The organism is Labrys methylaminiphilus subsp. lupini, assembly GCF_051161885.1.
Lineage (GTDB): Bacteria > Pseudomonadota > Alphaproteobacteria > Rhizobiales > Labraceae > Labrys.
In genome coordinates this window covers 1,792,412-1,816,893 of the sequence record NZ_JBMDIH010000001.1, presented here as the reverse complement: position 1 = coordinate 1,816,893, position 24,482 = coordinate 1,792,412, and the positions used below count along the sequence as shown (strand labels likewise).

The window sequence follows — 24,482 nt, the reverse complement described above, 5'->3', positions numbered from 1 at the left end:
AAATTTCCGGCCGTGACATGGATCGTAAAGGCATGGACTGCAAAGAATTTGGCGCTATAGGGCGTCATCGTCGAACGGAGACTGCCCATGTTTGCCAGATATCTGCTCGCTATCGCCGCTCTGGCCTTCCTGTTGCCCGGCTACGGCGTGGCGCAGGAGGCTGAAGGGCTTCGCAAGGCACAGGTCTTGCAGCAGGCGGTCGAGGCGATGCAGAAAGTGCTGCTATCAGGTCCTTCCGTGGCAAATCTGGATAACCGGGCGACGCTGAAGCTCCCGCAAGGCACCGGTTTCGTGCGCCAGCCCGAGGCAGGTGCCTGGGCCTCCGCTTCGGGCTACCCCGTCGATCCCAAACTTGTTGGCATGCTGGTGCCGACCAGCGAACAGAATTGGGTCGTCTTCATCGATTATCGCTCCGGTGCGCGCTTCGACGATGCCGACGCCCGTGGCTGGAACGCCGACGATCTGCTGGCGAGCCTCAAGACAGCCACGGAAGAAGGCAATGCAGCCCGCCAGAAACGCGGTGAGCCTCAGATCGAGGTCCGGGATTGGCTGGTCAAGCCGCGTTATGACGAGATGCAGCATACGCTGATCTGGGGTGCGATCAGCCCGGAAAAAGGCGGCGAAGCGGATGAAGGCACGGCCAATATTCATGGTTACGTGCTCGGCAATGAAGGTTATTTCGAGCTGACGCTGGTTTCGCCGGCCGCCGAGGTGCCCTCTTATGTGCCGATCGCACAGTCGATCCTCGCCAGTGTGCAGTTTTCCGCTGGCAATCGTTACCAGGACCCGGTTAAGGGGCAGGTTGAAACGCGACCGCTCGCGAACCTGATAACCGCTGTTTCCCCAGACCTCTGGGCCAAGGTTCTTGCCTATCTCAAGGCGAACTGGCTGTGGCTCCTGGCGGCGCTCCTGGTACTGACCATTCTCGCCGGCAGCGGGCTGAGAGCGCTGCGGCGACAATAGCCACCGGGGCCGGTCATGCGCGATGATTAGGATCATTGAGCTTGATAGGCCCCGGAATACCGAGATTTAATCTCGGTTTGGTCGGCTAAGAGCGCTGTTTGCTTGACGGCAGGGGGTTGCTCCTCTACGCCGAAATCACATCTCGCGCCAGCGCGAACCACAGCGTTTTGCGATTTGATGGAATCTCCTCGAATCGCAAAGACGCATCCAACCAAAGAGTTCAGGGCAAAAGGCGTTTTTGCCACGACGCGCTTTGCTCTAGAGGATACGAGCCGGGTCTATGACCGATATTTTCCAGGAAGTCAGCGAGGACATGCGCCGCGAAAAGGCGCAGAAGCTCTGGTCGAAATATGGCAACTACGTGCTCGGCGCCGCTCTTGCCGTGGTCGTGGGCGTATCGGGTTACGTCGCCTACCAGCATTACCAAAAGCAGCAGGCGGAAGCGACCGGAGCCCGTTTCCAGCAGGCGATCTCCCTGGCCCAGAGCGGCAAGACCAAGGAAGCCGCAGCCGCCCTCAGCACCCTGGTGAAGGACGGAAGCGCCGGCTATCAGACCCTTGCTCGTTTCCGTCTGGCGGCGGAGACTGCCAACGACAAGGTCGAGGACGGCATCAAGGCCTATGACGCGCTGGCTGCCAATTCTTCGCTCGGCCCGGTGCTGCAGAGCCTTGCCAAAGTGCGCAGCGGCTATCTCATGGTCGATACCGCCTCCTACGCGGATCTCGCCGGCAAGATCGAGCCGCTGACTGCTGCAAACGAGCCCTGGCGGCATTCGGCGCGCGAAGTGCTCGGCCTTGCGGCCTGGAAGGCCAAGGATCTCGCCAATGCCTCCAAATGGTATCAGGCCGTGATCACCGACAAGGATGTGCCGCAGGCGCTGCGTCAGCGAGCTGAACTGATGTTGCAGCTCATCGCCTCCGACCAGCCTGCTAAGGCCTGACCATGGCCGTTTCAATCGCCATCGTCGGCAGGCCCAATGTCGGCAAGTCGACATTGTTCAACCGTCTGGTCGGCCGCAAGCTCGCCATCGTCGACGATCGCCCGGGCGTGACGCGCGACCGGCGCGAGGGTGACGCCAGGCTCGGCAACCTCACTTTCAAAGTGATCGATACGGCCGGCCTCGAGGTCGCCGAAAACGCTTCGCTTGCCGGGCGCATGCGTGCGCAGACGGAAGCGGCAATCGCCGAGTGTGACCTGATCCTCTTCATGTTCGACGCCCGCATCGGTGTCACCCCCGCCGACGAACATTTCGCCGAAGTGGCGCGGCGCTCGGGCAAGCCTGTGATTCCGGTCGCCAACAAGACCGAGAGCCGCACCGGATTCCAGGGCGCCTATGAAGCCTATTCCCTCGGGCTTGGCGATCCCGTGCCGATCTCGGCCGAGCATGGCGAGGGCATGGCGGATCTTGCCGAAGCGATCGTCGCGATCGCGCCGGCCACCGGCTATGAACCCGAGGAAGATGTCGCCGAAACCGACGCCGTCGTCAGCGGCGAGGAAGGCGAGGAGGAGGCAATCGATCTCGGCGCGGGCGTGATCCGTCCGCTGCGCGTGGCCATCATCGGCCGGCCGAATGCCGGCAAGTCGACGCTGGTCAACGCCCTGATCGGCCAGGATCGCATGCTTACCGGCCCCGAGGCCGGCATCACTCGCGACACCATCTCGGTGGACTGGACCTGGCGCGACAAGCGCATCAAGCTGTTCGACACTGCCGGCATGCGCAAGAAAGCCCGAATCGAGGATAAGCTCGAAAAGCTTTCCGTTTCGGATGGCCTGCGCGCCGTGCGTTTCGCCGAGGTGGTGGTGCTGCTGCTCGACAGCGCTACGCCTTTCGAAAAGCAGGATCTGCAGATTGCCGATCTCGTGGAACGCGAGGGCAGGGCTATCGTCATCGGTCTCAACAAGTGGGACCTGGTCGAGGATCGTCACAAGGCGCTGGCCAGTGCCCGTGAAATGTTCGAGCGCCTGCTGCCTCAGCTGCGTGGCGCGCCGGTGGTGACCTTGTCCAGCCTGTCGGAACAAGGCCTGGACCGCCTGATGGATGCCGCTTTCCGGGCCTTCGCCACTTGGAACCGTCGCGTACCGACGGCGCGCCTGAATCGTTGGCTCGGAGGCGTACTTGAACATCATCCGCCGCCGGCTGTGTCAGGGCGTCGCATCAAGATCCGTTATATGACGCAGGTGAAGACGCGCCCGCCGCACTTCGCTCTCTTCGGCAACCAGCTCGACGCTCTGCCGGACAGCTTCAAGCGTTATCTGGTCAATGGCCTGCGCGAGACCTTCGACATGCCCGGCGTGCCGATCCGGCTCAGCCTGCGTTCACCGAAGAACCCGTTCGACCGGAAGAAATAGGCTGGGCAATTTATTGGAGGCGAACGAGCTGGTCGGTATAGAGTAGCTGATGTCTTTCGCTCGCCTCCGCCCAGCTTCCGGGCATCGAACGTTTCTCGCTCATGACCTCATCATAGGCCACTCGCATCTGTCGAGCGCAGATCTCAACTGGAACTCGACCAACGCCTGTTCCCATCCCAGGAAAGGCAATTGTTTTCAAATGTGTCGACAATGGAGCTCCTGCGAGCGGCCCCATTGGAAAATGGCCATGCTGAGCCAGCAGAAGAACAGCGCGGGTCGCTAAGTAGGGATTGATGGAATCTTTGCCGAGGACCATGGGTACTCGCATGGTTGGTGCTGCGATCAGGAAAGCAGGGGCCGGAGCGCTGGTCTCAACGATCTCCGCTTGCCCAACGAGTAATTCGCCATGATGCCGTTGGAAAATCGCTCGTCGTAGCTGGTCCTGAACCTGCCAGCCGAAATGGCGGGAGTACATCAGGTCGATACCGCCATCCATGAAGCCGAAGCTGTTTGCGGGGCTGACAATGGCGTCGCACTCGACGTCAAAGATCGATCCCTGATGGACCTCCACGGCATCCACATCTTCGAATGCAGCAGCCCAAGCCTTGGCGAGTGAATCTTCCCTGGCTACCAAGGTAATGCGCATGAATTCACCCTAGCACTACAGTAGCGTTTTTTAGACAAAGGAGATTTGGGGTATCAGCCTACCGGCTGACATCTTGAAAACGAAGCATTTTCCAGCAAGCAGAATGTCAGCCAAGAGGCTGAAATGCTATCTAGATCGCACCTTTTTATACAAACGCAACTATAGCGCCAGAATTATTCTGGCGCCCTGAAGCTCAGGAATCGTCCTTCCCGCACCTCGTAGACCTTGCCGGTTTCCGTCAGGTCGGGGCTCGCGAGTTTCAGGATGGACGGCGCTATGCTGGATGGGTGGGGCAGGGTATCGGCGTCCTCGCCGGGCATGGCCGCCGCACGCATATGGGTGCGGACGGGACCGGGAGAGAACAGGTTGGCCCGGATCGGCGAATTTACCGTTTCGGCCGCGTAAGTCGCCACCATGGAGTTGAGCGCCGCCTTCGTGGCAGCATAAAGCCCCCAATAGGCGGTCGACTTCCAGGCAGCCCCCGAGGTGATGAAGACGGCTCGGCCGGCATCGGATTTGCGTAACAAGGGGTCGAAGGATCGGATCAGGCGCCAATTGGCGGTGACGTTCACCGCAAAAACATTGTCCCAGTCCTTGGGCTCGATATGGCCGAGGGGGGAGATCGCGCCGAGCGCGCCGGCATTGCCGATCAGGATGTCGAGCTTGCCATAACGCTCGAACAGCGTGTAGCCGAGCCGGTCGATGCCGTCGCCATCCTTGATGTCGAGAGGAACAAGGGTCGCCGCTCCACCCTTCTCGCGGATTTCGTCGTCTAGATCCTCAAGCGCGCCAACGGTACGGGCCACGGCGATGACATGGGCACCCGCCTCGGCCAGCGCCAGGGCCGTGGCACGGCCGATGCCGCGCGATGCGCCGGTGACGAGCGCCAGGCGGCCTTTGAGAAGATCAGACATCGGAAAACTCACGAGATAAGGCGTCTTGCGATCAGACGGAATCACCAGGACCCGCAAAGACGTGTCAAAACAAGCCGGAGCCAGAGTGCGCTTTCGCCAAAACGCGCTCGACACCGGGGCCAGCGGAAAGCTCGTCCACCCCTGAGCCGGGGTGGAGACAGATCAGCTTGCTTCCGCGAGCAATGCGAATTGCTGCTTGGCTCCTTCGCCAACCACATCGGTCAGGAAGGTGGGATAGTCGCCGGTGAAGCAGTGATCGGTAAATTGCGGACGGACTGGGTCGCGCTGGTCGTAGCCGCACGCCTTGTAGACACCATTAACCGACAGGAAGGCCAGCGAGTCGGCGCCCATATAGGCGCGCATCGCTTCCAGATCCATCCGCGCCGCCAGCAGGTTCTCCTTGTCGGGCGTATCGATGCCGTAATAGTCGGGATGGGTGATCGGCGGACTGGAGATGCGGAAATGCACCTCCTTGGCACCGGCATCGCGCATCATGCGCACGATCTTCACCGAAGTGGTGCCGCGCACGATGGAATCGTCGATCAGCACGACACGCTTGCCTTCGATCACCGAACGGTTGGCACTGTGCTTCATGCGCACGCCCATTTCGCGGATGGCCTGGGTCGGCTGAATGAAGGTGCGTCCGACATAGTGATTGCGGATGATGCCAAGCTCATAAGGCAGACCGGCGGCCTGGGCATAGCCGATCGCCGCGGGTACGCCGGAATCCGGCACCGGCACCACCACATCGGCCTCGACGCCGGCTTCGGCCGCCAGCTGGGCACCGAAGCTCTTGCGCACGGCATAGACGCTGCGACCGTGAACGATGGAGTCCGGTCGGGCGAAATAGATATATTCGAAGATGCAGGGGCGGGGCGGCACGCGCGGAAATGGCTTCAGCGACTCCACGCCTTCCTTGGTGATGACGACGACCTCGCCATTCTCGATGTCGCGCACGAAGCGGGCGCCGATGATGTCGAGGGCGCACGTCTCCGAGGCAAGAATGTAGCAGCCATCGAGTTCACCCAGCACCAGGGGGCGAATGCCGAGAGGATCGCGGGCGCCGACCAGCATATGATTGGTCAGGCCGACAAAGGCATAGGCACCCTCGATCTGGAACAGGGCGTCGATGAAGCGATCGATGAACTTTTCCCGCGTCGAGCGCGCGACCAGATGCAGAATCACCTCGCTATCCGACGTGGCCTGGAAGATCGAGCCGCGAGCGATCAATTCGCGCCGCAGCGTCAGCCCGTTGGTGAGGTTGCCGTTATGGGCCACGGCGAAGCCGCCGCCCTCAAGTTCGGCGAACAGCGGCTGCACATTGCGCAGGATGGTGCCGCCTGTGGTGGAGTAGCGGGTGTGGCCGATAGCCTGCGAGCCCGGCAGACGTTCGATCACATCGCGCTTGGAGAAGGTATCGCCGACCAGTCCGAGCCGCCGCTCCGAATTGTAGCGCGCCCCGTCGAAGGTGACGATACCGCAAGCTTCCTGCCCACGATGCTGCAAGGCATGGAGGCCGAGGGTGGTAATGGCCGCGGCCTCGCTGTGTCCGAAGATACCGAACACACCGCATTCCTCACGCAGGCGGTCGGCGTCGAGATCCAGATCGTCGTTTTCACGGGCCATGGCGCTCATTTGGACTTTTCCGCTCACTTGGATTTCTTCTCCAAAAGGGGCTGAGCGGCCCGAAACAAGGTTTCGCCGCTCCGTTCGACATTGAGATAGTACCACCGATCGACTTTTCCAGCATGCCTGCCAAGCAAATTCTTCTTGATCGAGCCATGGGCTCGATCAAGAAGAATTTGCAAGATATCAAACATTTGCAGAGTTTCCTGTGGCAATGCAATTGCATCATTGCGCGGGCGCCGCCGGGGCAGGGGGGGCCGGCTGGGTCTGGGGCGCGGCGGGAGCGCCGGCAGCATCCGGATCGGGCTCTTGCGTATTGGTGTTGGTGTCGGCGCCAGGTCCGATCACTTCATTCGCCCGCAACTGCTTCAGGATCACGTTTTCAGGATCGCTCGGCAGCAAGGTGAGTATCCAGTCGCGCCCGGACACCAGAAGCTGGCGGGATTTGGCATCCTGCACCCAGGCCGGCTCCGACTTCGGCGGCACCAGATAACTGAAGAAGATGAAGGCGACGATGGCAAGCAGGAGGCCACGGGCCGCACCGAACAGGAAGCCAAACGTTCGATCGATCGCCCCGATCCGGCTGTCTAGGATCATGTCGGAGATACGGATCGTGATGAAGGATGCAATCAGGAGAACGAGCAGGAAGATGCCGGCCCCCGTCGCGATACGGGCCAGCGTATCGTTCTTGATGTAGGGCGTAACCAGCGGCAGCACACGCGAGAATAGCAACAAGGTCGCCACGGCGGCGGCGGCCCAGGCCGCGATGGCCAGAACTTCCCGGGTGAAGCCTCGTACCATTGCGAGAAGGGCCGAAATCAGCATGACGCCGATGACGATCAGATCCAGCAGCGTTACGGGCATTGGCGGTCTATCCTGATTTGAACTACGCGGCACGACAGGCAGCGCCGCGCCTTTCTATAACGACGGTTCGACACGACGTCATCCATTTGCTGCAGCGCAATCGACGGAAATACCCGCTTCATGGCGAAACTTTAGTGGATTTCCGCCTTTGGCTCTCACAAGTCGATTCTCCGAGAGTGGCTTGGTGGGTCACCCTCGGAGAATCGACAATGCTTCAAACGTCCGCAGAACCCTCGCACCTCATCCACGCGTGGATGAGGTGCGAGGGTTCTGCTTGGAAGCGGCAATATCCGCAACAAGTGTCGCAAGTGAGGCAACGCCATTCACCCGCATGCCGCTATCCGAGCCCGACTCGTTCCCCGGTATAGGGCAGACGGCGCGATGGAAACCGAGCTTGGCTGCTTCCTTCAAACGGGGGCCCATGTGAGGCACCGGCCGGACCGATCCAGATAGGGAGACTTCGCCGAAATACACGGCATCCGCGGGCAGGGGAGCCCCCGTGAGGGAGGAGATCAAAGCGGCCGCCACGGCAAGATCGGCTGCGGGCTCCTGGATGCGCAAGCCGCCGGCCACATTGAGGTAGACGTCATGCCCGCCCAGCTTGACGCCGCAATGGGCCTCAAGCACGGCAAGCACCATGGACAAGCGGCTGGTATCCCACCCCACCACGGCGCGCCGGGGGGTGCCCAGGCTTGTCGGCGCCACCAGAGCCTGCATCTCGACCAGAAGCGGCCTCGTGCCCTCCATGCCGCCGAACACGGCCGTACCCGGCGACCCGAGATCACGCTCCGACAGAAACAAGGCGGAGGGGTTGCTCACTTCGCGCAAGCCGAGCCCGGTCATCTCGAACACGCCGATCTCATCGGTCGGGCCGAAGCGGTTCTTCACCCCGCGCAGGATGCGGAAATCACGCCCGCCGTCGCCCTCGAACGACAGCACGGCGTCGACCATATGCTCGACGACGCGCGGGCCGGCGATCTGCCCGTCCTTGGTGACATGGCCGACGAGAATGACGGTGGTGCCCGAACGCTTGGCATAACGGATCAGCGCCTGCGCCGAGCCGCGTACCTGCGTGACGGTGCCGGGCGCCGATTCCACCGTATCCGTCCACATGGTCTGGATCGAATCGATCACCGCCAGGCGTGGCGGCGAGCCGTGCTCAAAGGTCGCCAGGATGTCCTCGACCGACGTCTCGGAGGCCAGTTCCACCGGTGCGCCGGCAAGCCCCAGCCGCTCAGCCCGCAAGCGCACCTGCGCAGCGGCTTCTTCACCTGAAATATAGATGACCCGGGCGTTGCGGTTAGCGAGCGCGGCGCAGGCCTGGATCAGCAGCGTCGATTTGCCGATACCAGGATCACCGCCCAGCAAAAGGACGGAGCCGCGCACGAAGCCTCCGCCGGTCACCCTGTCCAGTTCATCGATCCCCGAGACCATGCGCGGTGCCTCGTCGGTCGATCCCGTCAGGCTTTCGAGCGCAAAGACCCGTCCCCGTCCTCTGGAACGCTGCGAGGCAGGAACGGCCGCGATGGCGCTGGTCTCCTCGGCGATCGAGTTCCACTCGCCGCAGGCATCACATTTGCCCTGCCAGCGATTATAGGCGGCACCGCAGTTCTGGCAGACATAGGAGGGAGTTCGCTTGGCCATGACGCCCTTCTAGCGGGCGGGTCGAGTCTGATCAAATCCAACGGCCCAGGCTGATCGCCGTCGTAAGACCCGGGCCATCGAACTCAAGGCAGCAAGGAAAGGTCGGGTTTACGGGTTCAGTCGACGCGCCAGGAACGACCGCCCCTTGCAGGCAAGCCGAACCACAACCTATATCTTCGTAAACGCGCCCCATCCTGGAACAGTCCATGTCACGCCCGCTGACCGTCACCATTCCCCACACTCTCGGCCGCGCAGCCGCACGCAAGCGCGTCGAGGATGGTATTGCGCAGTTGCGCAACAGCTATGCCGGGCAATTCACTTCGCTCGAGGAAAACTGGAACAGCGACAGGTTCGATTGTCGCCTGAGTGTATTCAAGCAGACCATTTCAGGCAGCGTCGATATTGGCGACGATGCGGTGACGGTGAGCATCCTGCTGCCGATCTTCCTGTCCATGCTCGCGGACAAGGTGACCACGCTGATACAGCAGCGCGGCCAAGGGCTGTTGGAGCACAAGGGTTAAGGCTTAGGGCGTGCCGTCAGTCGGGGAGGTGGCAGACTGCCTCGATATTATGCCCGTCGGGATCGAGCACGAAGGCTGCATAGTAGTTCGGATGGTAATGGGCGCGAATTCCCGGCGCACCGTTTTCGCGCGCCCCGGCTGCCAGCGCGGCGGCATGAAAGGCATCGACGGCCTTCCTGCTTTTCGCGACAAAGGCAATGTGGAAGCTGCCTTCCCTGGCCCGGCCATCGCCGATCCAGAACTGGGGCCGTCCATCCGCGCCATAGCCGCAATGGGCGCTGCCGCCGGTCATTTCCCGGGTGACTTCCTTTTGCACCGAATAGCCGAGCGGCGTGAGAGCCTGGTCGTAGAAGGCGCGGGAGCGCTGATAGTCGCGTACCGGAAAACCGAGATGGTCGATCATTGCAGCTCTTCCCAAGCAAGCCTCTGATGAGTGGCGGCGCAGACACGCTATCGGCTAGGTCGCCAGATGGCGATCATAGCGCGTACCGAGGCTGGTGAGTATCTCATAGCCGATGGTACCTGCGCGGCGAGCCACCTCGTCGACCGGTAGGTGAGGCCCGATCAGTTCGACCCAATCGCCTCGTTTCACCGCCCCTGATGGCAGCTCCGTTACATCGATCGCCGTCATATCCATCGAGATGCGTCCGGCGATTAGGCAGTATTTGCCGGCGACAGCAGCCACGGCCGTGTCGAAATCGTCGGAGGAGGACCCCGAGCGCAGATAGCCATCGGCATAACCGATTGCCACCATGGCGATGCGGGCGGGCTGCCGGCTCGTCCAGGTTGCGCCATATCCGACATGTTCGCCCGGCAAGACGTCACGAACTTGCAGGACCTGGGCGGAGAGGGTGATCACCGGCCGCATCGGATTGGACTGGCCTGGCTGGGGATTGGAACCATACAGCGCGACGCCTGGGCGCAGCAGATCATAACCGATATCCGCCGGCAGGAAGGTGCCGTAGGAGTTGCAGAGCGAGGCGGGTACATCCGGATAAAGCGATTTGACCTCGGCGAAGGCCTCGAACTGCCTGGCATTGAGCGGGTGCTCGGGCGTATCGGCGCAGGCAAGGTGGCTCATCAGCAAGGAGGGCCTGAACAGCTCTCCCTCCGCCACCAGGGCATGAGCCTCGTCCACGCGCAGTCCGAGCCGGGACATGCCCGTATCCACGTGCAGGGCAGCGCCTCCCTGCCAGCCGGTGGCGGAGGCGAATGCGGACCATTCGCGCAATTCCTCGCGCGATCCCAAGGCCGGCCTCAGACCATTCTCGGCGAACCTGTCGCCATGGCCGGGCGCAAGGCCGCTCAGGACATAGATCGTCGCCTCCGGGGCCAGCCTGCGCACACGAATGCCCTCGTCGATCTGGGCCACGAAGAAGGTGCGGCATCCGGCCCGGCTGAACGCCGGCACGACATTGTCGATACCCAGGCCGTAGCCATCGGCTTTCACCACGGCCGCACATTCGGCCTTCGGTCGTTGCTGCCCGCAGCGCCGCCAATTGGCGGCGAGGGCGTCGGTATCGATGGTCAGGCGGGCATAGACGGGAGGCAGGGAATCGGTCATGCGCGGACCATAAGGCTGACTTGAATTCGACGGAAGGCCCTGAGCAGCTTCCTCCTGGTCGAGCCACGGGAACGACCAGGAGGAAGCGGCAAGAGACCAAACATTTGCAGAATTTTCTGGCGACGCCCATCGGCGGGCCTCACCAGAAAATTCTGCTTGTGGCAAAGATTGCCGCCGACCAAAAGGTTGTGGCCTATTCGCCGGTCTGGATCGGCAGATGATCGGTGCGGGCGAGATTGCCGAAACGCGTGACGTCGGCGTCGAATTGCACCTTGACCGTACCGGTCGGGCCATGACGCTGCTTGCCGATGATCACTTCAGCGACACCGGCCAGGCTTTCCATCTCCGCCTGCCATTTGAAGAACTCCTCGGTGCCTTCCTTGGGCATCTTGTTCTTCACGTAATATTCCTCACGGAACACGAACATCACCACGTCGGCGTCCTGCTCGATCGAGCCGGATTCACGCAGATCCGAGAGCTGCGGGCGCTTGTCGTCACGCAATTCCACCTGACGCGAGAGCTGAGACAGGCCAATGAGCGGCACATTCAGCTCCTTGGCCAGCGCCTTGAGGCCCGTCGTGATCTCGGTGATTTCCTGCACGCGGTTCTCGCTGCCCTTCTTGCCCGAACCGGTGAGGAGCTGGATGTAGTCGACGATCAGGAGGTCGAGGCCGCGCTGGCGCTTCAAGCGGCGTGCGCGCGCCACGAGCTGGGCGATGGAAATGCCGCCACTGTCGTCGATATAGAGCGGCGTCGCCTGCATGTCCTGGCTGGCGGTGACCAGGCGGCTGAACTCGTCCTCCGAAAGATCGCCACGGCGGATCTTGTAGGAAGGCACGTTGGCCTGCTCGGCCACGACACGGGTGGCGAGCTGTTCGGCGGACATTTCCAGCGAGAAGAAGCCGACCGAACCGCCATCGATGGTCTTGCGTGAACCGTCCGGCAGGATCTCGAACTGGTAGTTCTTGGCGATGTTGTAGGCGATATTGGTGGCAAGCGAGGTCTTGCCCATGCCGGGACGACCGGCAAGAACGATGAGGTCGGACGGCTGCAGGCCGCCCATCATCCTGTCGAGATCGTCAAGCCCGGAGGCAAGCCCCGACAATTGGCCGTCGCGCTGATAGGCGGCGGAGGCCATGTCGATGGCATCCTTCAACGCATCCGAGAAGGTCGAGAACCCACCTTCGTTGCGTCCCGTCTCGGCCAAGGCGAACAGCCGGCGTTCCGCCTCCTCGATCTGGTCGCCCGGCGTCATGTCCACAGGGGCGTCATAGGCGACGTTGACCAATTCCTCGCCGACCTGGATCAGGGACCGCCGAAGCGCGAGATCATAGATGATCTGGCCATAATCGGCCGCATTGATGACCGTGGTAGCCTCAGTCGCCAAGCGGATGAGATATTGCTGGGTGGTGAGCCCGCCAATGTCCTGGTCCGGCCCGAGGAAGGTCTTCAGCGTGATGGGCGTTGCCATCTTGCCGGCACGCACGAGGCTTGAGGCGAGCTCGTAGATCTTGCGATGGAAGGGGTCGAAGAAATGCTCTGGCAGCAGGAAGTCGGAGACCCGGTAGAACGCTTCGTTGTTGACCAGGATCGCGCCCAGCAAGGCCTGTTCGGCCTCGACATTGCTGGGGGCTTGCCGAAAGGTTGCGGCTTGGCCGGTCTCGAGCTTGTGTACGGTGGCTTCGACAGGTGTGGACATCAGGCTCTGCGGATCATGATTCGTCGGGGGGCAAGCTTAGCACGCCCACTCGTCCGCTTGGCCTCCGATCGGCAATTCACAATGATTCACAGTCGCACAAAATAAAAGCCGGGCGACGGGCGCCCGGCTCTTGATCGTATCGAGTAACCGAGACTCAGACCTCGGGCTGCTCGCCGGTGCCGGGAACGCCGGGGATCTCGATATCCTCGGGATTCTCGAAGGTCTCCTCGTCGTCCTGCTGGACGAGCACGTCCTCGCCACGAATCTGGCGCTCGGCTTCCTGAGGCGAGCGCGCGATGTTGGTGGTGACGGTGACTTCGACTTCCGGGTGCAGATGGACGAGCACCTTGTGCAGGCCGATGGTCTTGATCGGCGTGTTCAGCACGAACTGCGAACGCTCGACGGTGAAGCCGCCGGCGGTTGAGGCCTCGGCAAGATCGCGGGCAGTGACCGAACCGTAGAGCTGACCGGTTTCGCCAGCCTGGCGGATCAGGGTGAAGGTCTGGCCATCGAGCTTGGCAGCAACGGCCTCGGCTTCCTTCTTGAGCTCGAGATTGCGGGCTTCCAGCTGCACGCGCTCCTTCTCGAAGCGCTCCTTGTTGGCCTTGGTGGCGCGCAGGGCCTTGTTGTTCGGCAGGAGGAAGTTGCGGGCATAGCCGTCCTTCACCTTGACCGTCTCGCCCATCTGGCCGAGCTTGGAAACGCGCTCCAGCAAAATGACTTCCATGTTTGTCTCCTTTGTTCGTCTATTGAGGGATACTGGGGGTATTGGAGCGGCCGCCAAAGCGACCGCGCAGATTGAAGAAAGTCTCGACGAGGCCGAGCACGATTATCAGCGGCAGCGCGATCCAGGACAGGAACACGCACAGCAGATAGGCCAGGGCCAGGATCAGCGGCCGCATGCCGCCGCCGCGGGTAAGGAAATGCACCGCAGCGAAACCCTGGATCAGGAAGGCGCCGAGCAGCGCCGCCAACAGCAACTGCCCGGCAAAGCCGACTGCGCCGGGAAGCAGTGACAGCGCACAGGACACAGCCAGAAGGCCCATCGACCAGATCGGAAGGTGCAATTGCGCAGCGATGTCGGGCCAGAGCCGCGGCAGCCGGCCCGAGATCCGGGCGATGCGGGCCGACAACCACAGGCCGCCGAGATTTGAAACCGTGGTGACCAGGGCCGTGAACGGGAGAAGCACAACGCTGAAGACCCGCAGGAAAGCCTCCGGGTCCATGCCATCCTGTGCGGGGATGGGCTGATCCTTCGCCAGCCCCATCATGATGCGATAGGCCTGCGTGATTTCATTGCGGAGATTGGCGAGCGCCTGTTCGTGGGTGGAGCCCAGCGCGAGCATCGCAAACAACGTGCCCGTCATGCTCAGCACGGCGGCGACAATGGCCAGACTGCCGAGCGAAATATGGCGCCGCTCCGCCGTGGCGTCGCCGAACCCGGCAATAGCGAGATAGGCAAGGCCCCAGGCAGGCAGTGCCCGAGAGACGCCAAATTGCAGAGCCAATCGGAAGGGAGAGAATTCAGGTGCATTCGAGGGGAGGGCCGAGGCGGCAATCACCAGCAGCACCATCGCGGAGATGGCCGCAGCAAGGCCGGCGCGAGACCCCCAGCACAACGTGACCAAGGTAATGGGCAGCGCGGCGAATATGGACAGCAAAATGCCGAAGCCCGAGCCGCTCGCGGGGGCAAGCACCAGAATGGCTGCGGCAAGGCCGGCACCTAGGCCTATGAGGATATCGCGTTGCATTGTCGAGCTGTCCCGCTGTCGCGGTTAGAGGCCTTGCGGTGAAGACCCCAGCCATGGCCGGATCATCCGGCTGACTGTCGTTGGAGATAGGCGGCGAGGCACGAGAGAAAGTGCAATTTAGATAAATCGCACTTTCTCTGTATCTTTTGACGCATTTTCTTAATCGAAAAGTCTATCAACTTTTCTGGAAAATACTTTAAGAGCGCCTCGCCGCAAACGCATCAGCCGATCACGTAGGGCAGCAGGCCCAGGAAGCGGGCGCGCTTGATGGCCTGAGCCAATTCACGCTGCTTCTTGGCCGAAACGGCCGTGATACGGGAAGGCACGATCTTGCCGCGCTCGGAAATGTAGCGCTGCAGGAGCTTGACGTCCTTGTAGTCGATCTTCGGCGCATTCGGGCCCGAGAACGGGCAGGTCTTGCGGCGGCGGAAGAAGGGCCGGCGTCCAGGTGTGGTAGCCATGATCATTCTTCTCCCTGCGGCTGCTCTTCAGAAGCGCCTTCGAAGCGCTCACGGCGCGGAGGGCGATCATTGCCGCCAGAGCGGGGGCCGCCACGGCCGCCACCGAAGCCGAAGCCACGGTCGTCATCACGACGCTCGTCGCGGTCGGACTTGCGCAGCATGGCCGACTGGCCTTCCTCGAGCTCGTCGACGGAAAGGGTCAGGAAGCGCAGGATGTCTTCGGAGATCGACATCTGACGCTCGACTTCCGCCACGGCCGCATGCGGCGCGGTGATGTTCAGCAGCGTGAAGTGAGCCTTGCGGTTCTTCTTGATGCGATACTGCAGGGACTTGACGCCCCAATATTCGGTCTTGCCTACGGTGCCGCCATGCGCTTCGATCACACCCTTGAACTGGGCGGTCAGCGCTTCGACCTGCTGTGAGGTCACGTCTTGGCGAGCCAGGAAGACATGCTCGTAATTCGGCATGAGATGGCCTGTCTTTTGGTTACAACGCGTCGTGGTTGTCACGTTCGCCTGGCGCGAAGCCCCTCGTGACCCGGCAGGCCGTCGAGGAATGTCTTAAGAGGGCGAAGACACGGGATGCAGGAACCCTGGGGCTCCACTGCGCAAGCGCAGTCATCCGTTCAGCCTCCGGCCGAAGCGAAGCCGGGTGCATACCGAGTTTGCCGCATCAGCGCAAGGAATAAGTTGTCTATACCAGACGCAGGCCGCCGTCGCATTCGATCACGGGGCCAGTGACGTAACCGTTCTCGACCAGGAATTGAACGGCAGGGGTATCGGCGATACCGATGCCGGTCTTGCCCGGCTGATTTCCCAATTCGAGCGCCTCTACGGACAAGACGCGGCTCGAACCGCTTGATGCAATCAGGTCCGCTCGGGTTTCAAGATCGAGGCGAGTACGGCGATCGCCAATGTCGCAAAGGTAATCGTCATGGTCAGCACATTGTCGAACTCGCCGACGAGACGTTCATAGAAAATCACGGCGCCGATAAAAATCAGCAATATCGCCAGGGCGACCTTCAGATAGCGAAACGTGGCGATAAGCGCGTCAATGACGAAGTATAGCGCCCGCAGCCCGAGAATGGCGAAGATGTTGGATGTGTAGACGATGAAGGGGTCCTGAGTCTGCGACAGGACTGCCGGCACGCTGTCCACGGCGAAGACGATATCCGCCACATTGACCACCGCAAAGGCCGCGAACAGGGGCGTCACATGCAGGACGGGCCTTTCGCCGCCAGGCTTTGGCAGACGAACGAAGAAATGCTCGCCGGTGATCTTCGTCGTCATGCGCAGATGACGCATGAACCATGCAATCGCCCGATTCTGGTCGAGATCGACCTGTTCGTCCATGCTACGAAGCATGCGCAGCCCGGTCACGATCAGAAAGAGGCCGAACAGATAGAGCACCCAGGCAAATCGCGCCACGATCGCCGCGCCGAGGCCGACGAAGATGGCCCGCAGGACAATGGCGACGACGATTCCCCAGAAAAGCACCCGATGCTGATATTGGCGAGGTACGCCGAAAAAGGCGAAGATCACCGACATTACGAAGACATTGTCGATCGAAAGTGATTGTTCCAGCGCGTAAGCCGTAAAGAACAGCGAGCCTTTCTCTGGCCCGAAATACAGCCATGCGCCGCAGCCGAACAGGGCGGCAAGGACGGCATAGGCCGTCGTCAAGGCGACCGATTGGCCAAGCGACAGGACCGGAATGCGGCGATTGAGATAACCCAGGTCGAAGATGAGAATGGCGGTAATGGACGATGCGAAGATCGCCCAGAACCACGGCGGCGCTCCCAGCATGTCACCGGACGCCAGAGATAGTGCCGACCATTCCATGGATCGCGCGCTCGTTTTCGACTTCCGGCTCGGCGATGTGGGTGGTTCGAGCAGTGTTGGTGCCCGTGAGGGGACCTGTCAACCGCCAAACGCCCTCATCGGGAGCGTGCGGCATCCAGCGTGCCGGCCTGGAAGTTCTTGTGGGCACCCGAACCGGAGAGAGAAAATATTCTAGCGCCGATGGTATGTGGCGATATGATGACACTCCTTCAGTAGAGAATCCGAGCAGCGTTGGCTTCATCACCTCCTATATCTTCCGGCAATCCGATCACCCCGCAGCAGAAGCGGCTGGCCTTCGGTGTGCACCTGTTTACGGCCAGCGGAGTGCTGTGGGGGTTTCTTGCCCTCATAGCGGCTGTCCAACATGATTGGCGCACGATGTTCGCCTGGCTGGCGCTCGCCTTGTTCGTGGATGGCATCGACGGCACGATTGCCCGCAAGATCAACATCACCGAAGCTTCGCCCCGCTGGTCGGGCGTCGCTCTCGATCTGATCATCGACTATCTTACCTATGTCATCGTCCCGGCCTATGCCCTCTACAGTTCGGGCATGCTCGGCGGTTCGAACAATGTGCTCAACCTCATCGCCATGGCGGTGATTCTTCTCACCAGCGCGATGTATTTCGCCGACAACGAGATGAAGACGGAGGATGCCTGGTTCAAAGGCTTCCCGGCCGTATGGAACCTGATCGTATTCTATTTCTTCCTGCTCAGCCCGGCCCAGCCGACGATCCTGTCCATGACCCTCATCTTCCTGGCGGTGCTGGCGCTCGGTCTGATGACCTTCGCATCCTTCGTGTTCGTGCATCCACTGCGCGTGACCAAGCTTCGTTTGCCCACGCTGGCCTTGCTGGTGGCATGGTCGGTGCTGGCGATTGTGGCGATCTGGGAAAATGTCGACCCGGCACACTGGGTCACCTGGGCGCTTTGCATCATCGGTGTTTATTTCCTGATCCTCGGATATTTCCGCACGGCACCGGTTCATGATCGCAGGGCGGAGTAATGCCCGCAGCAGGGGCGCCCTTGTCAACGCCGACGACCCTGGACATCATCCCCGACATCGGCAACATCGTCAGGCGTGCTCACACCGGATTACAATTGCAAGCGCCCGAAAGGCGACCCACCGTTTCATGACTTGATTTCAACGATAGGTATTTGCCATGCCCGCAGCCATTCGCGTTCATCAGACCGGCGGCCCCGAGGTTCTCACCTATGAGGAGATCGCCACACCGCTGCCCGCAGCCGGCGAGGTCCTGATCCGTCAGCATGCCTGCGGCGTGAACTATATCGACACCTATTATCGCTCGGGCCTCTACAAGGCGCCGTCTCTGCCCTTCACTCTCGGCGCAGAGGGCGCCGGAGAGGTGGTCGCGGTCGGCGACGGGGTGACCGAATTCAAGCCTGGCGACCGCGTGGCCTATGCCGGCGCCAATGGCAGCTATGCATCGGAACGCACCTATCCGGCCGATAGGCTCGTCCCGCTGCCAGAGGCGATTTCCTATGAGCAGGCAGCCGGCATGATGCTCAAGGGCATGACAGCGCAATATTTGATCCGGCGTACCTTCAAGGTTGCGACCGGCCAGACCGTGCTGGTGCATGCGGCCGCGGGCGGCGTCGGGCTGATCCTGTGCCAATGGGCCAAGGCGCTAGGCGCCACCGTGATCGGCACCGTTGGCTCGGAAGAAAAGGCCGCCCTGGCCCGCGCCAATGGCGCAGACCACACAATTCTCTACCGCGACGAGGATTGGGTGAAGCGTGTCGCCGAAATCACCGATGGCCGCAAATGCGACGTGGTCTACGACGGCGTGGGCAAGGATACCTATCCCGGCTCGCTCGACTGCCTGAAGCCGCTCGGCATGTGGGTTTCATTCGGTAATGCCTCCGGCCCGGTCGAGCCGGTTCCCATGCTGGTCCTGTCCCAGAAGGGCTCGCTCTTCGCCACCCGCCCGACGCTGGGAACTTATGTCGCCGAACGCGCCGATCTTCTGGCCACGGCCCATGACCTGTTCGAGACGGTCGCCTCCGGCAAGGTGAACATCCCGGTCAACCAGCGTTATGCACTCAAGGATGCCCGCAAGGCGCATGAGGACCTGGAAGGGCGGGGGACGACGGGATCGTCGATCCTGTTGCCCTAGAGCAAAGCACGTTTAAGTGTAACCGCTCGCCTGGGCTAAGCCTTTGTTTCAACGTGTCTTTGCGATTCCCGCGGCTTCCGTCAAATCGCAAGGCGCTCTAGCCGGTAAATTTGTCACGCAACTCCCATAGCGGTAGCGAATGGCTGAGGACATCTACGACCCGCAATTCGTAAAAGGCGTCTTCGATCGCTGTTCCGATAAATATATCGCGTTCAGCACTTGGTGTTCGCTCGGCTTTACCGAACGCTGGCGCCGGCAATGCGTCGAGGCGCTGCCGGCACCGGCGGCATCCGCCGCGACGGGCTACGACCTCATGGCCGGCACTGGAGAGGCCTGGCCCCATCTTCTGAAGCGCCACCCCGCCATCGGCGGCATCGTTGCCGTCGATATTTCCACGGGCATGCACCAGCGCGCCATGACCCGTCTCCATGCGCATCGAGCCCATAAGATCTCCTTCATCGAGGACGACGTCCTCTCCAGCAACTTGCCCGATGGCAGCGCCGATTTCGTGATTTCAACCTTCGGGCTGAAGACGTTCAACCCGGTCCAGCATCGCAAGCTCGCGGCCTTGATCGCCCGCTGTCTCAAGCCGGGAGGCAGTTTCTCGCTGATCGAGGCTTCCGATCCCAAGGGATGGTGGCTACGCCCGCTCTATCGGTTTCATTTGAGAGCCGTGCTGCCCATGATCGAACGCTTCCTTCTGAAAGGGGCTCAGGATTTTGCGATGATCGGAACCTACAGCGCCAATTTCGGAGATGCCTCCGCCTTCGCCCGCATGCTGGAAGCGGAAGGCCTGCAGGTGGAGTATCGGAAATTCTTCTATGGATGCGCGACCGGGGTGTGCGGGCGAAGGCCTACATGAGCGGGTGCCTCACGCCTGCCATGTTTTTCGGCTCCACAGCATTGGGTAAGAGTCACGAATAACCCTTTGAAAGACAAATCGAAGAATGCTGTTGGCACCCGAAGCGCCAGGGTGGTGCCGGGGGGCGGAATGGGCTAAAGCGTTTTGCGATTTAATGGAATCACTGAGAATCGCCGTAGCGTTTTGTGATTTGAATGGATCACTTCAAATCGCAAAGATGCGTTGAAACAAAGAGCTGGAGCGAATTGGCGTTCACGCTTGAACGCACTTTGCTCTAGGACGCGTCGAGAACGAAAAGCGTGAGCAAGGAGCGTATTCCCAATACGCGTCGTGCTCACGAGGACGCCGCAGAATTGGTTTGAGGCCGTGCATTGACTGACGAAAACGACAAGAGGCCGGATGACGGAGAACCGTCCGACATCCGCTCGACTTCCATCACCGACGAGATGAGGCGCAGCTATCTCGATTACGCCATGAGCGTGATCGTGAGCCGTGCTTTGCCGGACGTGCGTGACGGCCTGAAGCCGGTCCATCGGCGCATCGTGCATTCGATGTACGAGAACAACCACACGCCCGATCGCAAATACGTCAAGTCGGCCAATATCGTCGGCGCCGTGATGGGTCAGTACCATCCACATGGCGACCAATCGATCTACGACGCCCTGGTCCGCATGGCCCAGCCCTTCTCGATGCGCCTGATGCTGGTGGACGGGCAGGGCAATTTCGGCTCGGTGGACGGCGATCCGCCGGCGGCCATGCGCTACACCGAGTCGCGTATGTCGAAAGCCGCCGTGGCGATGATCGACGACATCGACAAGGACACGGTCGACTTCCAGGAAAACTATGACGGCACCAAATCGGAGCCGACGGTCCTGCCGGCACGCTTTCCCAATCTCCTGGTCAATGGCGCCGGCGGCATCGCTGTCGGCATGGCCACCAACATTCCGCCTCACAATCTCGGCGAGGTGATCGACGGCTGTCTGGCCTATATCGAGAATCCGGCCATCACCATCGACGAATTGATGGAGCTGATCCCGGGGCCGGACTTCCCGACCGCCGCCAACATCGTCGGCCGTTCGGGCATCCGCTCGGCCTACAACACTGGGCGCGGCTCGATCATCATGCGCGCCAGCGCCACGATCGAGGAAATCCGCAAAGATCGCGACGCCATCATCGTCACCGCCATTCCCTATCAGGTGAACAAGGCGACCCTGCAGGAGCGTATCGCCGAACTCGTGCGCGAGAAGCGGATCGAGGGTATCGCCGAGGTGCGCGACGAGTCGGACCGCCAGGGCATGCGCCTGGTGGTCGAGCTCAAACGCGATGCCGTCGGCGAAGTGGTGTTGAACCAGCTCTATCGCTTCACCTCGCTGCAGACCAGCTTCGGGGCGAACATGGTGGCGCTGAATGGCGGCCGGCCCGAACTGCTCAACCTCAAGGACATGATCTCGGCCTTCGTTGATTTCCGCGAAGTCGTGATCAGCCGCCGCACGAAATATCTGCTGAACAAGGCACGCGACCGCGCCCATATCCTGTGCGGCCTCGCCACCGCCGTCGCCAATATCGACGAGGTCATTCGCATCATCCGTACCAGCCCGGATCCCAACACGGCTCGCGAGGCCCTGATGGGACGCGACTGGCCGACGGGCGACATCGCCCCCTTGATCCTGCTGGTCGACGATCCCAAGCATCCGATGAACGAGGACGGCACCTACCGCCTGTCGGATGCCCAGGCCCGCGCCATCCTGGAACTGCGCCTGGCTCGCTTGACGGCCCTCGGCCGTGACGAGATCGGCGACGAGTTGCAAAAGCTTGCCGACCAGATCCGCGATTATCTCGATATCCTGCGTTCGCGCGAGCGCATCATGACGATCGCGCGAACGGAGCTCGAGGAAATCAGGACGGCCCACGCCACGCCGCGCAGGACAGAGATTCTCGATTCGGATGCCGATTTCGAGGACGAGGACCTGATCCAGCGCGAGGACATGGTGGTGACCGTGTCCCATGCCGGCTATGTCAAGCGCGTGCCGCTCTCCACCTATCGGGCGCAGCATCGCGGCGGCAAGGGCCGCTCCGGCATGCAGACCAAGGAAGAAGATTTCGTCACCTATCTGTTCGTGGCGAATACCCATACGCCGGTGCTGTTCTTCTCCTCCAAAGGTCGCGTCTATAAGGAGAAGGTCTGGCGCCTGCCCTTGGCGGCACCCCAGGCACGCGGCAAGGCCTTCATCAACCTGCTGCCGATTGAGGCGGACGAGCGCATCACCTCGATCATGCCGCTGCCCGAAGACGAGAACCAGTGGGCGACGCTGCACATCATGTTCGCCACCTCATCCGGCACGGTGCGCCGCAACGACCTTTCGGACTTCGTCCAGGTCAACCGCGCCGGCAAGATCGCGATGAAGCTGGAGGAGGGTGAGCAGATCCGGGACGTCTCGATCTGCACCGAGGCCAACGACGTGCTGCTCACCACAGCACTGGGCCAGTGCATCCGCTTCCCTGTGCCTGATGTACGCGTGTTCAAGGGACGTGACTCCATGGGCGTGCGCGGCATCAGGCTGGAGGGCGAGGACACCGTCATCGCCATGGACATCATCGCCCATCGCGAGATTTCCCCCGAAGAACGGTCCGCCTATTTCAAGATGCGACGTGCCGTGGCCGGAGAAACCGAAAACGGCGACAATGGCGTCGAGGATGCGGAGGAAACGGGCGAAGCCTCGGTGGAGATCTCCACCGAGCGTTACGCCCAGCTCTCGGCCGAAGAGCAGTTCATTCTCACCATTTCCGAGAATGGCTATGGCAAGCGCAGCTCATCCTATGAATATCGCATCACCGGCCGCGGCGGCAAAGGTATCGTGGCCATGGCCGTCAACCAGCGCAACGGCAAGCTGGTGTCCTCTTATGCCATCGAACACAGCGACCAGATCATGCTGGTGACCGATGGCGGGCAGCTCATCCGCTGCCCGGTCGAGGGTATCCGCATCGTTGGGCGTGGCTCGCAGGGCGTCATCGTCTTCAATACGGCCGAGGGCGAGAAGGTCGTCTCGGTCGAGCGCGTCAGTGACGAAGGCGGCGACGAGGAAGAGGAAGGCGGCGAGGAATAAGGCCTCACCAAAAAAAGCGGCACCCGTGAGAGGGTGCCGTTTGTAAGTTCCGATAAGGCCTTGCGATCGGCCGAACCGGCGGTCTTGGAGGAGGGAAGCTGTCGTATCCCACGCCGAAAGCAGGGGCGCGACAGCGAATTCGATATCAGTGGGAGAGCTTGACCTTGACCAGTGTGGTCTGGTTGGCGCCCTCGAAAACCTGGACCAGTGTCACCGGCGGCATTGCCTGCTCGATAGCGGCATTGCCAGCGCAGGCGGCGATCACCGAATTCTTGCCGCAATTGGCGGCGAGAGACGCGACGTTCAACCGGTCACCACGGCTCGCAGCAACCTGTTGGGGCTGCATGCGGGCCACGTCCAGAAGAGAAGCGGCAGCGAGGGCGAAGAGGCTTGCACCGATTGCCAGGGCCGGGCGAAGGGTTGTCATAGCCATGCATCCTATCAGCTCAGGTATGTCTCAACCTTGTTTGATCACTTATGACCTATTAACCATGATGCGGCCGTGACTCGCCGTGCGCTTTCGCACACGCCGTCCTTGCGGCCCCGGCAGTGCAGGGGAGGGTGCGAAGGAAATGACAAGAGCGAGAGCCATGAGCATCAACCGTTTTTGGGCTGGATTTGCCCGCTAGACTGCAAATTTCGAGGCATTTCGCTTGACGTAGTTCGTGCCTCAGTCAATGCGCGGCCAGCCAGAAAGTTCCCTGGGCGAACGACCACGACGATGATTTTTCAAAGTTCCGGCAAGCCGGCCTCGCCACCATGATCGGCAGCAAGTGTATCAAAATGAAACATTTCGGCTGCCTGGATATTCGGCTTAAGCCTTAGGGCGTGTCGTAAGCTATGGTTTGGAGCTAGATGAGGTCAAAAATGGCGAGATGGGAGGAGCGAGCGCTGCCAAGACTTGCCTCTTGGCAAGCGAAGCAACGCTGCAGATGGCCAAAATCGCTCCCGTCCAGCCCGAAACCATAACTGACGACACGCCCTAACAATGAGAGTGCCATGACCTCAGCCAGCACGACGCCAAGGACGGCCTTCTACGCCGGCTCCTTCGATCCCCTGACCAACGGCCATGTCGACGTCATCAGGCATGCCGCGGCCGTGGCGGATCGGCTGGTGGTCGCCATCGGCGTGCATCCCGGCAAGGCCCCTCTGTTCACGGCGGAGGAGCGCATGGACATGATCCGCGAGGATTGCGGTCCCTTGCTGGGCCCTGGCCGTCTGGAAGTCGTCACCTTTGCCGATCTTGCCGTCGATGCGGCCCGCCGCGTGGGAGCGACATTGCTGATCCGCGGCCTGCGTGACGGAACCGATCTCGATTATGAGATGCAGATGGCCGGCATGAACGCCGCCCTGGCGCCGGGCGTGCAGACCATCTTCCTGCCGTCCTCGCCGATCGTACGCCCTATCACCGCCACGCTTGTGCGCCAGATCGCGGCCATGGGCGGCGATGTCTCCGGATTCGTGCCGGCAGGCGTGCTGCGCCGCCTGAAGGTCCGGTTCGCCAAGCCGACCTCCTGATCCACCTGCGGACAAGACCCG

At 61.5% G+C, this 24,482-nt stretch carries 24 protein-coding genes and 1 pseudogene; 9 read left to right on the top strand and 16 right to left on the bottom strand.

Going from position 1 to position 24,482, the window contains the following annotated elements; translation table 11 throughout:
* Positions 1–87 precede the first annotated feature (87 nt).
* From ACN6KF_RS08585 to der, 3 genes are all read left to right on the top strand, one after another.
* Positions 88–963, top strand: a complete 876-nt coding sequence (locus ACN6KF_RS08585) for a DUF2167 domain-containing protein (protein ID WP_434956445.1) — start codon at positions 88–90, stop codon at positions 961–963.
* Between the two features lie 280 nt (positions 964–1,243).
* Positions 1,244–1,903, top strand: a complete 660-nt coding sequence (locus ACN6KF_RS08580) for a tetratricopeptide repeat protein (protein WP_434956444.1) — start codon at positions 1,244–1,246, stop codon at positions 1,901–1,903.
* 2 nt (positions 1,904–1,905) lie between these two features.
* Positions 1,906–3,312, top strand: a complete 1,407-nt coding sequence (der, locus tag ACN6KF_RS08575) for a ribosome biogenesis GTPase Der (protein WP_434956443.1) — start codon at positions 1,906–1,908, stop codon at positions 3,310–3,312.
* A gap of 10 nt (positions 3,313–3,322) precedes the next feature.
* Here der and ACN6KF_RS08570 read toward each other — a convergent pair whose 3' ends face one another.
* The 6 genes from ACN6KF_RS08570 to radA all read right to left on the bottom strand — a co-directional run bounded on the left by ACN6KF_RS08570 (position 3,323) and on the right by radA (position 9,006).
* Positions 3,323–3,958 carry a macro domain-containing protein gene (locus tag ACN6KF_RS08570; protein WP_434956442.1) on the bottom strand — a complete coding sequence of 212 codons (636 nt, stop codon included), beginning with the start codon at positions 3,956–3,958 and terminating at the stop codon, positions 3,323–3,325.
* A 173-nt stretch (positions 3,959–4,131) separates the two neighbouring features.
* Positions 4,132–4,872: an SDR family NAD(P)-dependent oxidoreductase gene (locus ACN6KF_RS08565; protein WP_434956441.1), complete on the bottom strand. Its 741-nt coding sequence runs from the start codon at positions 4,870–4,872 to the stop codon at positions 4,132–4,134.
* A 162-nt stretch (positions 4,873–5,034) separates the two neighbouring features.
* Entirely contained in the window at positions 5,035–6,507 is a 1,473-nt protein-coding gene (gene purF, locus ACN6KF_RS08560; protein ID WP_434956440.1) for an amidophosphoribosyltransferase, read from the bottom strand.
* Positions 6,508–6,521: 14 nt separating this feature from the next.
* The gene (locus ACN6KF_RS08555) at positions 6,522–6,692 is read right to left on the bottom strand and encodes a hypothetical protein (protein WP_434956439.1); all 171 of its coding nucleotides are present in this window, start codon (positions 6,690–6,692) and stop codon (positions 6,522–6,524) included.
* A gap of 31 nt (positions 6,693–6,723) precedes the next feature.
* Positions 6,724–7,362, bottom strand: coding sequence for a CvpA family protein (locus ACN6KF_RS08550; protein WP_434956438.1), 639 nt, complete (start codon positions 7,360–7,362; stop codon positions 6,724–6,726).
* A 240-nt stretch (positions 7,363–7,602) separates the two neighbouring features.
* The gene (radA, locus tag ACN6KF_RS08545) at positions 7,603–9,006 is read right to left on the bottom strand and encodes a DNA repair protein RadA (RefSeq protein ID WP_434956437.1); all 1,404 of its coding nucleotides are present in this window, start codon (positions 9,004–9,006) and stop codon (positions 7,603–7,605) included.
* 206 nt (positions 9,007–9,212) lie between these two features.
* On the opposite strand from radA, the gene ACN6KF_RS08540 reads away from it, so the two are divergent.
* The gene (locus ACN6KF_RS08540) at positions 9,213–9,527 is read left to right on the top strand and encodes a polyhydroxyalkanoic acid system family protein (protein WP_434956436.1); all 315 of its coding nucleotides are present in this window, start codon (positions 9,213–9,215) and stop codon (positions 9,525–9,527) included.
* Between the two features lie 16 nt (positions 9,528–9,543).
* Here ACN6KF_RS08540 and ACN6KF_RS08535 read toward each other — a convergent pair whose 3' ends face one another.
* The 9 genes and pseudogenes from ACN6KF_RS08535 to ACN6KF_RS08495 form a co-directional block, all read right to left on the bottom strand.
* Positions 9,544–9,930: a VOC family protein gene (locus tag ACN6KF_RS08535; RefSeq protein ID WP_434956435.1), complete on the bottom strand. Its 387-nt coding sequence runs from the start codon at positions 9,928–9,930 to the stop codon at positions 9,544–9,546.
* Between the two features lie 54 nt (positions 9,931–9,984).
* The gene (alr, locus tag ACN6KF_RS08530; RefSeq protein WP_434956434.1) at positions 9,985–11,091 is read right to left on the bottom strand and encodes an alanine racemase; all 1,107 of its coding nucleotides are present in this window, start codon (positions 11,089–11,091) and stop codon (positions 9,985–9,987) included.
* A gap of 193 nt (positions 11,092–11,284) precedes the next feature.
* Complete coding sequence (locus ACN6KF_RS08525; protein ID WP_434956433.1) at positions 11,285–12,790, bottom strand: replicative DNA helicase; 1,506 nt, start codon at positions 12,788–12,790, stop codon at positions 11,285–11,287.
* A gap of 232 nt (positions 12,791–13,022) precedes the next feature.
* Positions 13,023–13,517, bottom strand: a pseudogene (gene rplI / locus ACN6KF_RS08520) (50S ribosomal protein L9); the annotation flags it as partial.
* 19 nt (positions 13,518–13,536) lie between these two features.
* Entirely contained in the window at positions 13,537–14,541 is a 1,005-nt protein-coding gene (locus tag ACN6KF_RS08515) for a DUF2232 domain-containing protein (protein WP_434956432.1), read from the bottom strand.
* Positions 14,542–14,762: 221 nt separating this feature from the next.
* Positions 14,763–15,002: a 30S ribosomal protein S18 gene (gene rpsR / locus ACN6KF_RS08510; protein WP_434956431.1), complete on the bottom strand. Its 240-nt coding sequence runs from the start codon at positions 15,000–15,002 to the stop codon at positions 14,763–14,765.
* Positions 15,003–15,004: 2 nt separating this feature from the next.
* Positions 15,005–15,469 (bottom strand): 30S ribosomal protein S6, encoded by a 465-nt coding sequence (gene rpsF, locus ACN6KF_RS08505; RefSeq protein WP_434956430.1) that lies wholly within the window; start codon positions 15,467–15,469, stop codon positions 15,005–15,007.
* A 226-nt stretch (positions 15,470–15,695) separates the two neighbouring features.
* Entirely contained in the window at positions 15,696–15,842 is a 147-nt protein-coding gene (locus tag ACN6KF_RS08500; RefSeq protein ID WP_434956429.1) for a hypothetical protein, read from the bottom strand.
* A 26-nt stretch (positions 15,843–15,868) separates the two neighbouring features.
* The gene (locus ACN6KF_RS08495; protein ID WP_434956428.1) at positions 15,869–16,843 is read right to left on the bottom strand and encodes a TerC/Alx family metal homeostasis membrane protein; all 975 of its coding nucleotides are present in this window, start codon (positions 16,841–16,843) and stop codon (positions 15,869–15,871) included.
* A gap of 231 nt (positions 16,844–17,074) precedes the next feature.
* Here ACN6KF_RS08495 and ACN6KF_RS08490 point away from each other — a divergent pair, with 231 nt between their 5' ends.
* The 4 genes from ACN6KF_RS08490 (at position 17,075) to gyrA (ending at position 22,943) form a co-directional block, all read left to right on the top strand.
* Positions 17,075–17,845, top strand: coding sequence for a CDP-alcohol phosphatidyltransferase family protein (locus ACN6KF_RS08490; RefSeq protein ID WP_434956427.1), 771 nt, complete (start codon positions 17,075–17,077; stop codon positions 17,843–17,845).
* A 157-nt stretch (positions 17,846–18,002) separates the two neighbouring features.
* Positions 18,003–18,977, top strand: a complete 975-nt coding sequence (locus ACN6KF_RS08485; protein WP_434956426.1) for a quinone oxidoreductase family protein — start codon at positions 18,003–18,005, stop codon at positions 18,975–18,977.
* 139 nt (positions 18,978–19,116) lie between these two features.
* Positions 19,117–19,839, top strand: coding sequence for a class I SAM-dependent methyltransferase (locus tag ACN6KF_RS08480; protein WP_434956425.1), 723 nt, complete (start codon positions 19,117–19,119; stop codon positions 19,837–19,839).
* A 446-nt stretch (positions 19,840–20,285) separates the two neighbouring features.
* Positions 20,286–22,943, top strand: a complete 2,658-nt coding sequence (gyrA, locus tag ACN6KF_RS08475) for a DNA gyrase subunit A (RefSeq protein WP_434959638.1) — start codon at positions 20,286–20,288, stop codon at positions 22,941–22,943.
* Positions 22,944–23,088: 145 nt separating this feature from the next.
* Here gyrA and ACN6KF_RS08470 read toward each other — a convergent pair whose 3' ends face one another.
* Positions 23,089–23,370 (bottom strand): hypothetical protein, encoded by a 282-nt coding sequence (locus ACN6KF_RS08470; RefSeq protein WP_434956424.1) that lies wholly within the window; start codon positions 23,368–23,370, stop codon positions 23,089–23,091.
* Between the two features lie 572 nt (positions 23,371–23,942).
* On the opposite strand from ACN6KF_RS08470, the gene coaD reads away from it, so the two are divergent.
* Complete coding sequence (coaD, locus tag ACN6KF_RS08465) at positions 23,943–24,461, top strand: pantetheine-phosphate adenylyltransferase (protein WP_434956423.1); 519 nt, start codon at positions 23,943–23,945, stop codon at positions 24,459–24,461.
* Positions 24,462–24,482: the final 21 nt, after the last annotated feature.

What these genes read in the sequence shown, in the direction of transcription:
- ACN6KF_RS08565 (WP_434956441.1), bottom strand. Translation starts at nt 4,872, where the DNA reads ATGTCTGATCTTCTCAAAGGCCGCCTGGCGCTCGTCACCGGCGCATCG.
- gyrA (WP_434959638.1), top strand. Translation starts at nt 20,286, where the DNA reads ATGAGGCGCAGCTATCTCGATTACGCCATGAGCGTGATCGTGAGCCGT.
- ACN6KF_RS08495 (WP_434956428.1), bottom strand. Translation starts at nt 16,843, where the DNA reads ATGGAATGGTCGGCACTATCTCTGGCGTCCGGTGACATGCTGGGAGCG.
- ACN6KF_RS08580 (WP_434956444.1), top strand. Translation starts at nt 1,244, where the DNA reads ATGACCGATATTTTCCAGGAAGTCAGCGAGGACATGCGCCGCGAAAAG.
- alr (WP_434956434.1), bottom strand. Translation starts at nt 11,091, where the DNA reads ATGACCGATTCCCTGCCTCCCGTCTATGCCCGCCTGACCATCGATACC.
- radA (WP_434956437.1), bottom strand. Translation starts at nt 9,006, where the DNA reads ATGGCCAAGCGAACTCCCTCCTATGTCTGCCAGAACTGCGGTGCCGCC.
- ACN6KF_RS08525 (WP_434956433.1), bottom strand. Translation starts at nt 12,790, where the DNA reads ATGTCCACACCTGTCGAAGCCACCGTACACAAGCTCGAGACCGGCCAA.
- ACN6KF_RS08585 (WP_434956445.1), top strand. Translation starts at nt 88, where the DNA reads ATGTTTGCCAGATATCTGCTCGCTATCGCCGCTCTGGCCTTCCTGTTG.
- ACN6KF_RS08515 (WP_434956432.1), bottom strand. Translation starts at nt 14,541, where the DNA reads ATGCAACGCGATATCCTCATAGGCCTAGGTGCCGGCCTTGCCGCAGCC.
- purF (WP_434956440.1), bottom strand. Translation starts at nt 6,507, where the DNA reads ATGAGCGCCATGGCCCGTGAAAACGACGATCTGGATCTCGACGCCGAC.
- ACN6KF_RS08550 (WP_434956438.1), bottom strand. Translation starts at nt 7,362, where the DNA reads ATGCCCGTAACGCTGCTGGATCTGATCGTCATCGGCGTCATGCTGATT.
- ACN6KF_RS08480 (WP_434956425.1), top strand. Translation starts at nt 19,117, where the DNA reads ATGGCTGAGGACATCTACGACCCGCAATTCGTAAAAGGCGTCTTCGAT.
- ACN6KF_RS08540 (WP_434956436.1), top strand. Translation starts at nt 9,213, where the DNA reads ATGTCACGCCCGCTGACCGTCACCATTCCCCACACTCTCGGCCGCGCA.
- coaD (WP_434956423.1), top strand. Translation starts at nt 23,943, where the DNA reads ATGACCTCAGCCAGCACGACGCCAAGGACGGCCTTCTACGCCGGCTCC.
- rpsF (WP_434956430.1), bottom strand. Translation starts at nt 15,469, where the DNA reads ATGCCGAATTACGAGCATGTCTTCCTGGCTCGCCAAGACGTGACCTCA.
- rpsR (WP_434956431.1), bottom strand. Translation starts at nt 15,002, where the DNA reads ATGGCTACCACACCTGGACGCCGGCCCTTCTTCCGCCGCCGCAAGACC.
- ACN6KF_RS08470 (WP_434956424.1), bottom strand. Translation starts at nt 23,370, where the DNA reads ATGACAACCCTTCGCCCGGCCCTGGCAATCGGTGCAAGCCTCTTCGCC.
- ACN6KF_RS08555 (WP_434956439.1), bottom strand. Translation starts at nt 6,692, where the DNA reads ATGTTTGATATCTTGCAAATTCTTCTTGATCGAGCCCATGGCTCGATC.
- ACN6KF_RS08570 (WP_434956442.1), bottom strand. Translation starts at nt 3,958, where the DNA reads ATGCGCATTACCTTGGTAGCCAGGGAAGATTCACTCGCCAAGGCTTGG.
- ACN6KF_RS08535 (WP_434956435.1), bottom strand. Translation starts at nt 9,930, where the DNA reads ATGATCGACCATCTCGGTTTTCCGGTACGCGACTATCAGCGCTCCCGC.
- der (WP_434956443.1), top strand. Translation starts at nt 1,906, where the DNA reads ATGGCCGTTTCAATCGCCATCGTCGGCAGGCCCAATGTCGGCAAGTCG.
- ACN6KF_RS08485 (WP_434956426.1), top strand. Translation starts at nt 18,003, where the DNA reads ATGCCCGCAGCCATTCGCGTTCATCAGACCGGCGGCCCCGAGGTTCTC.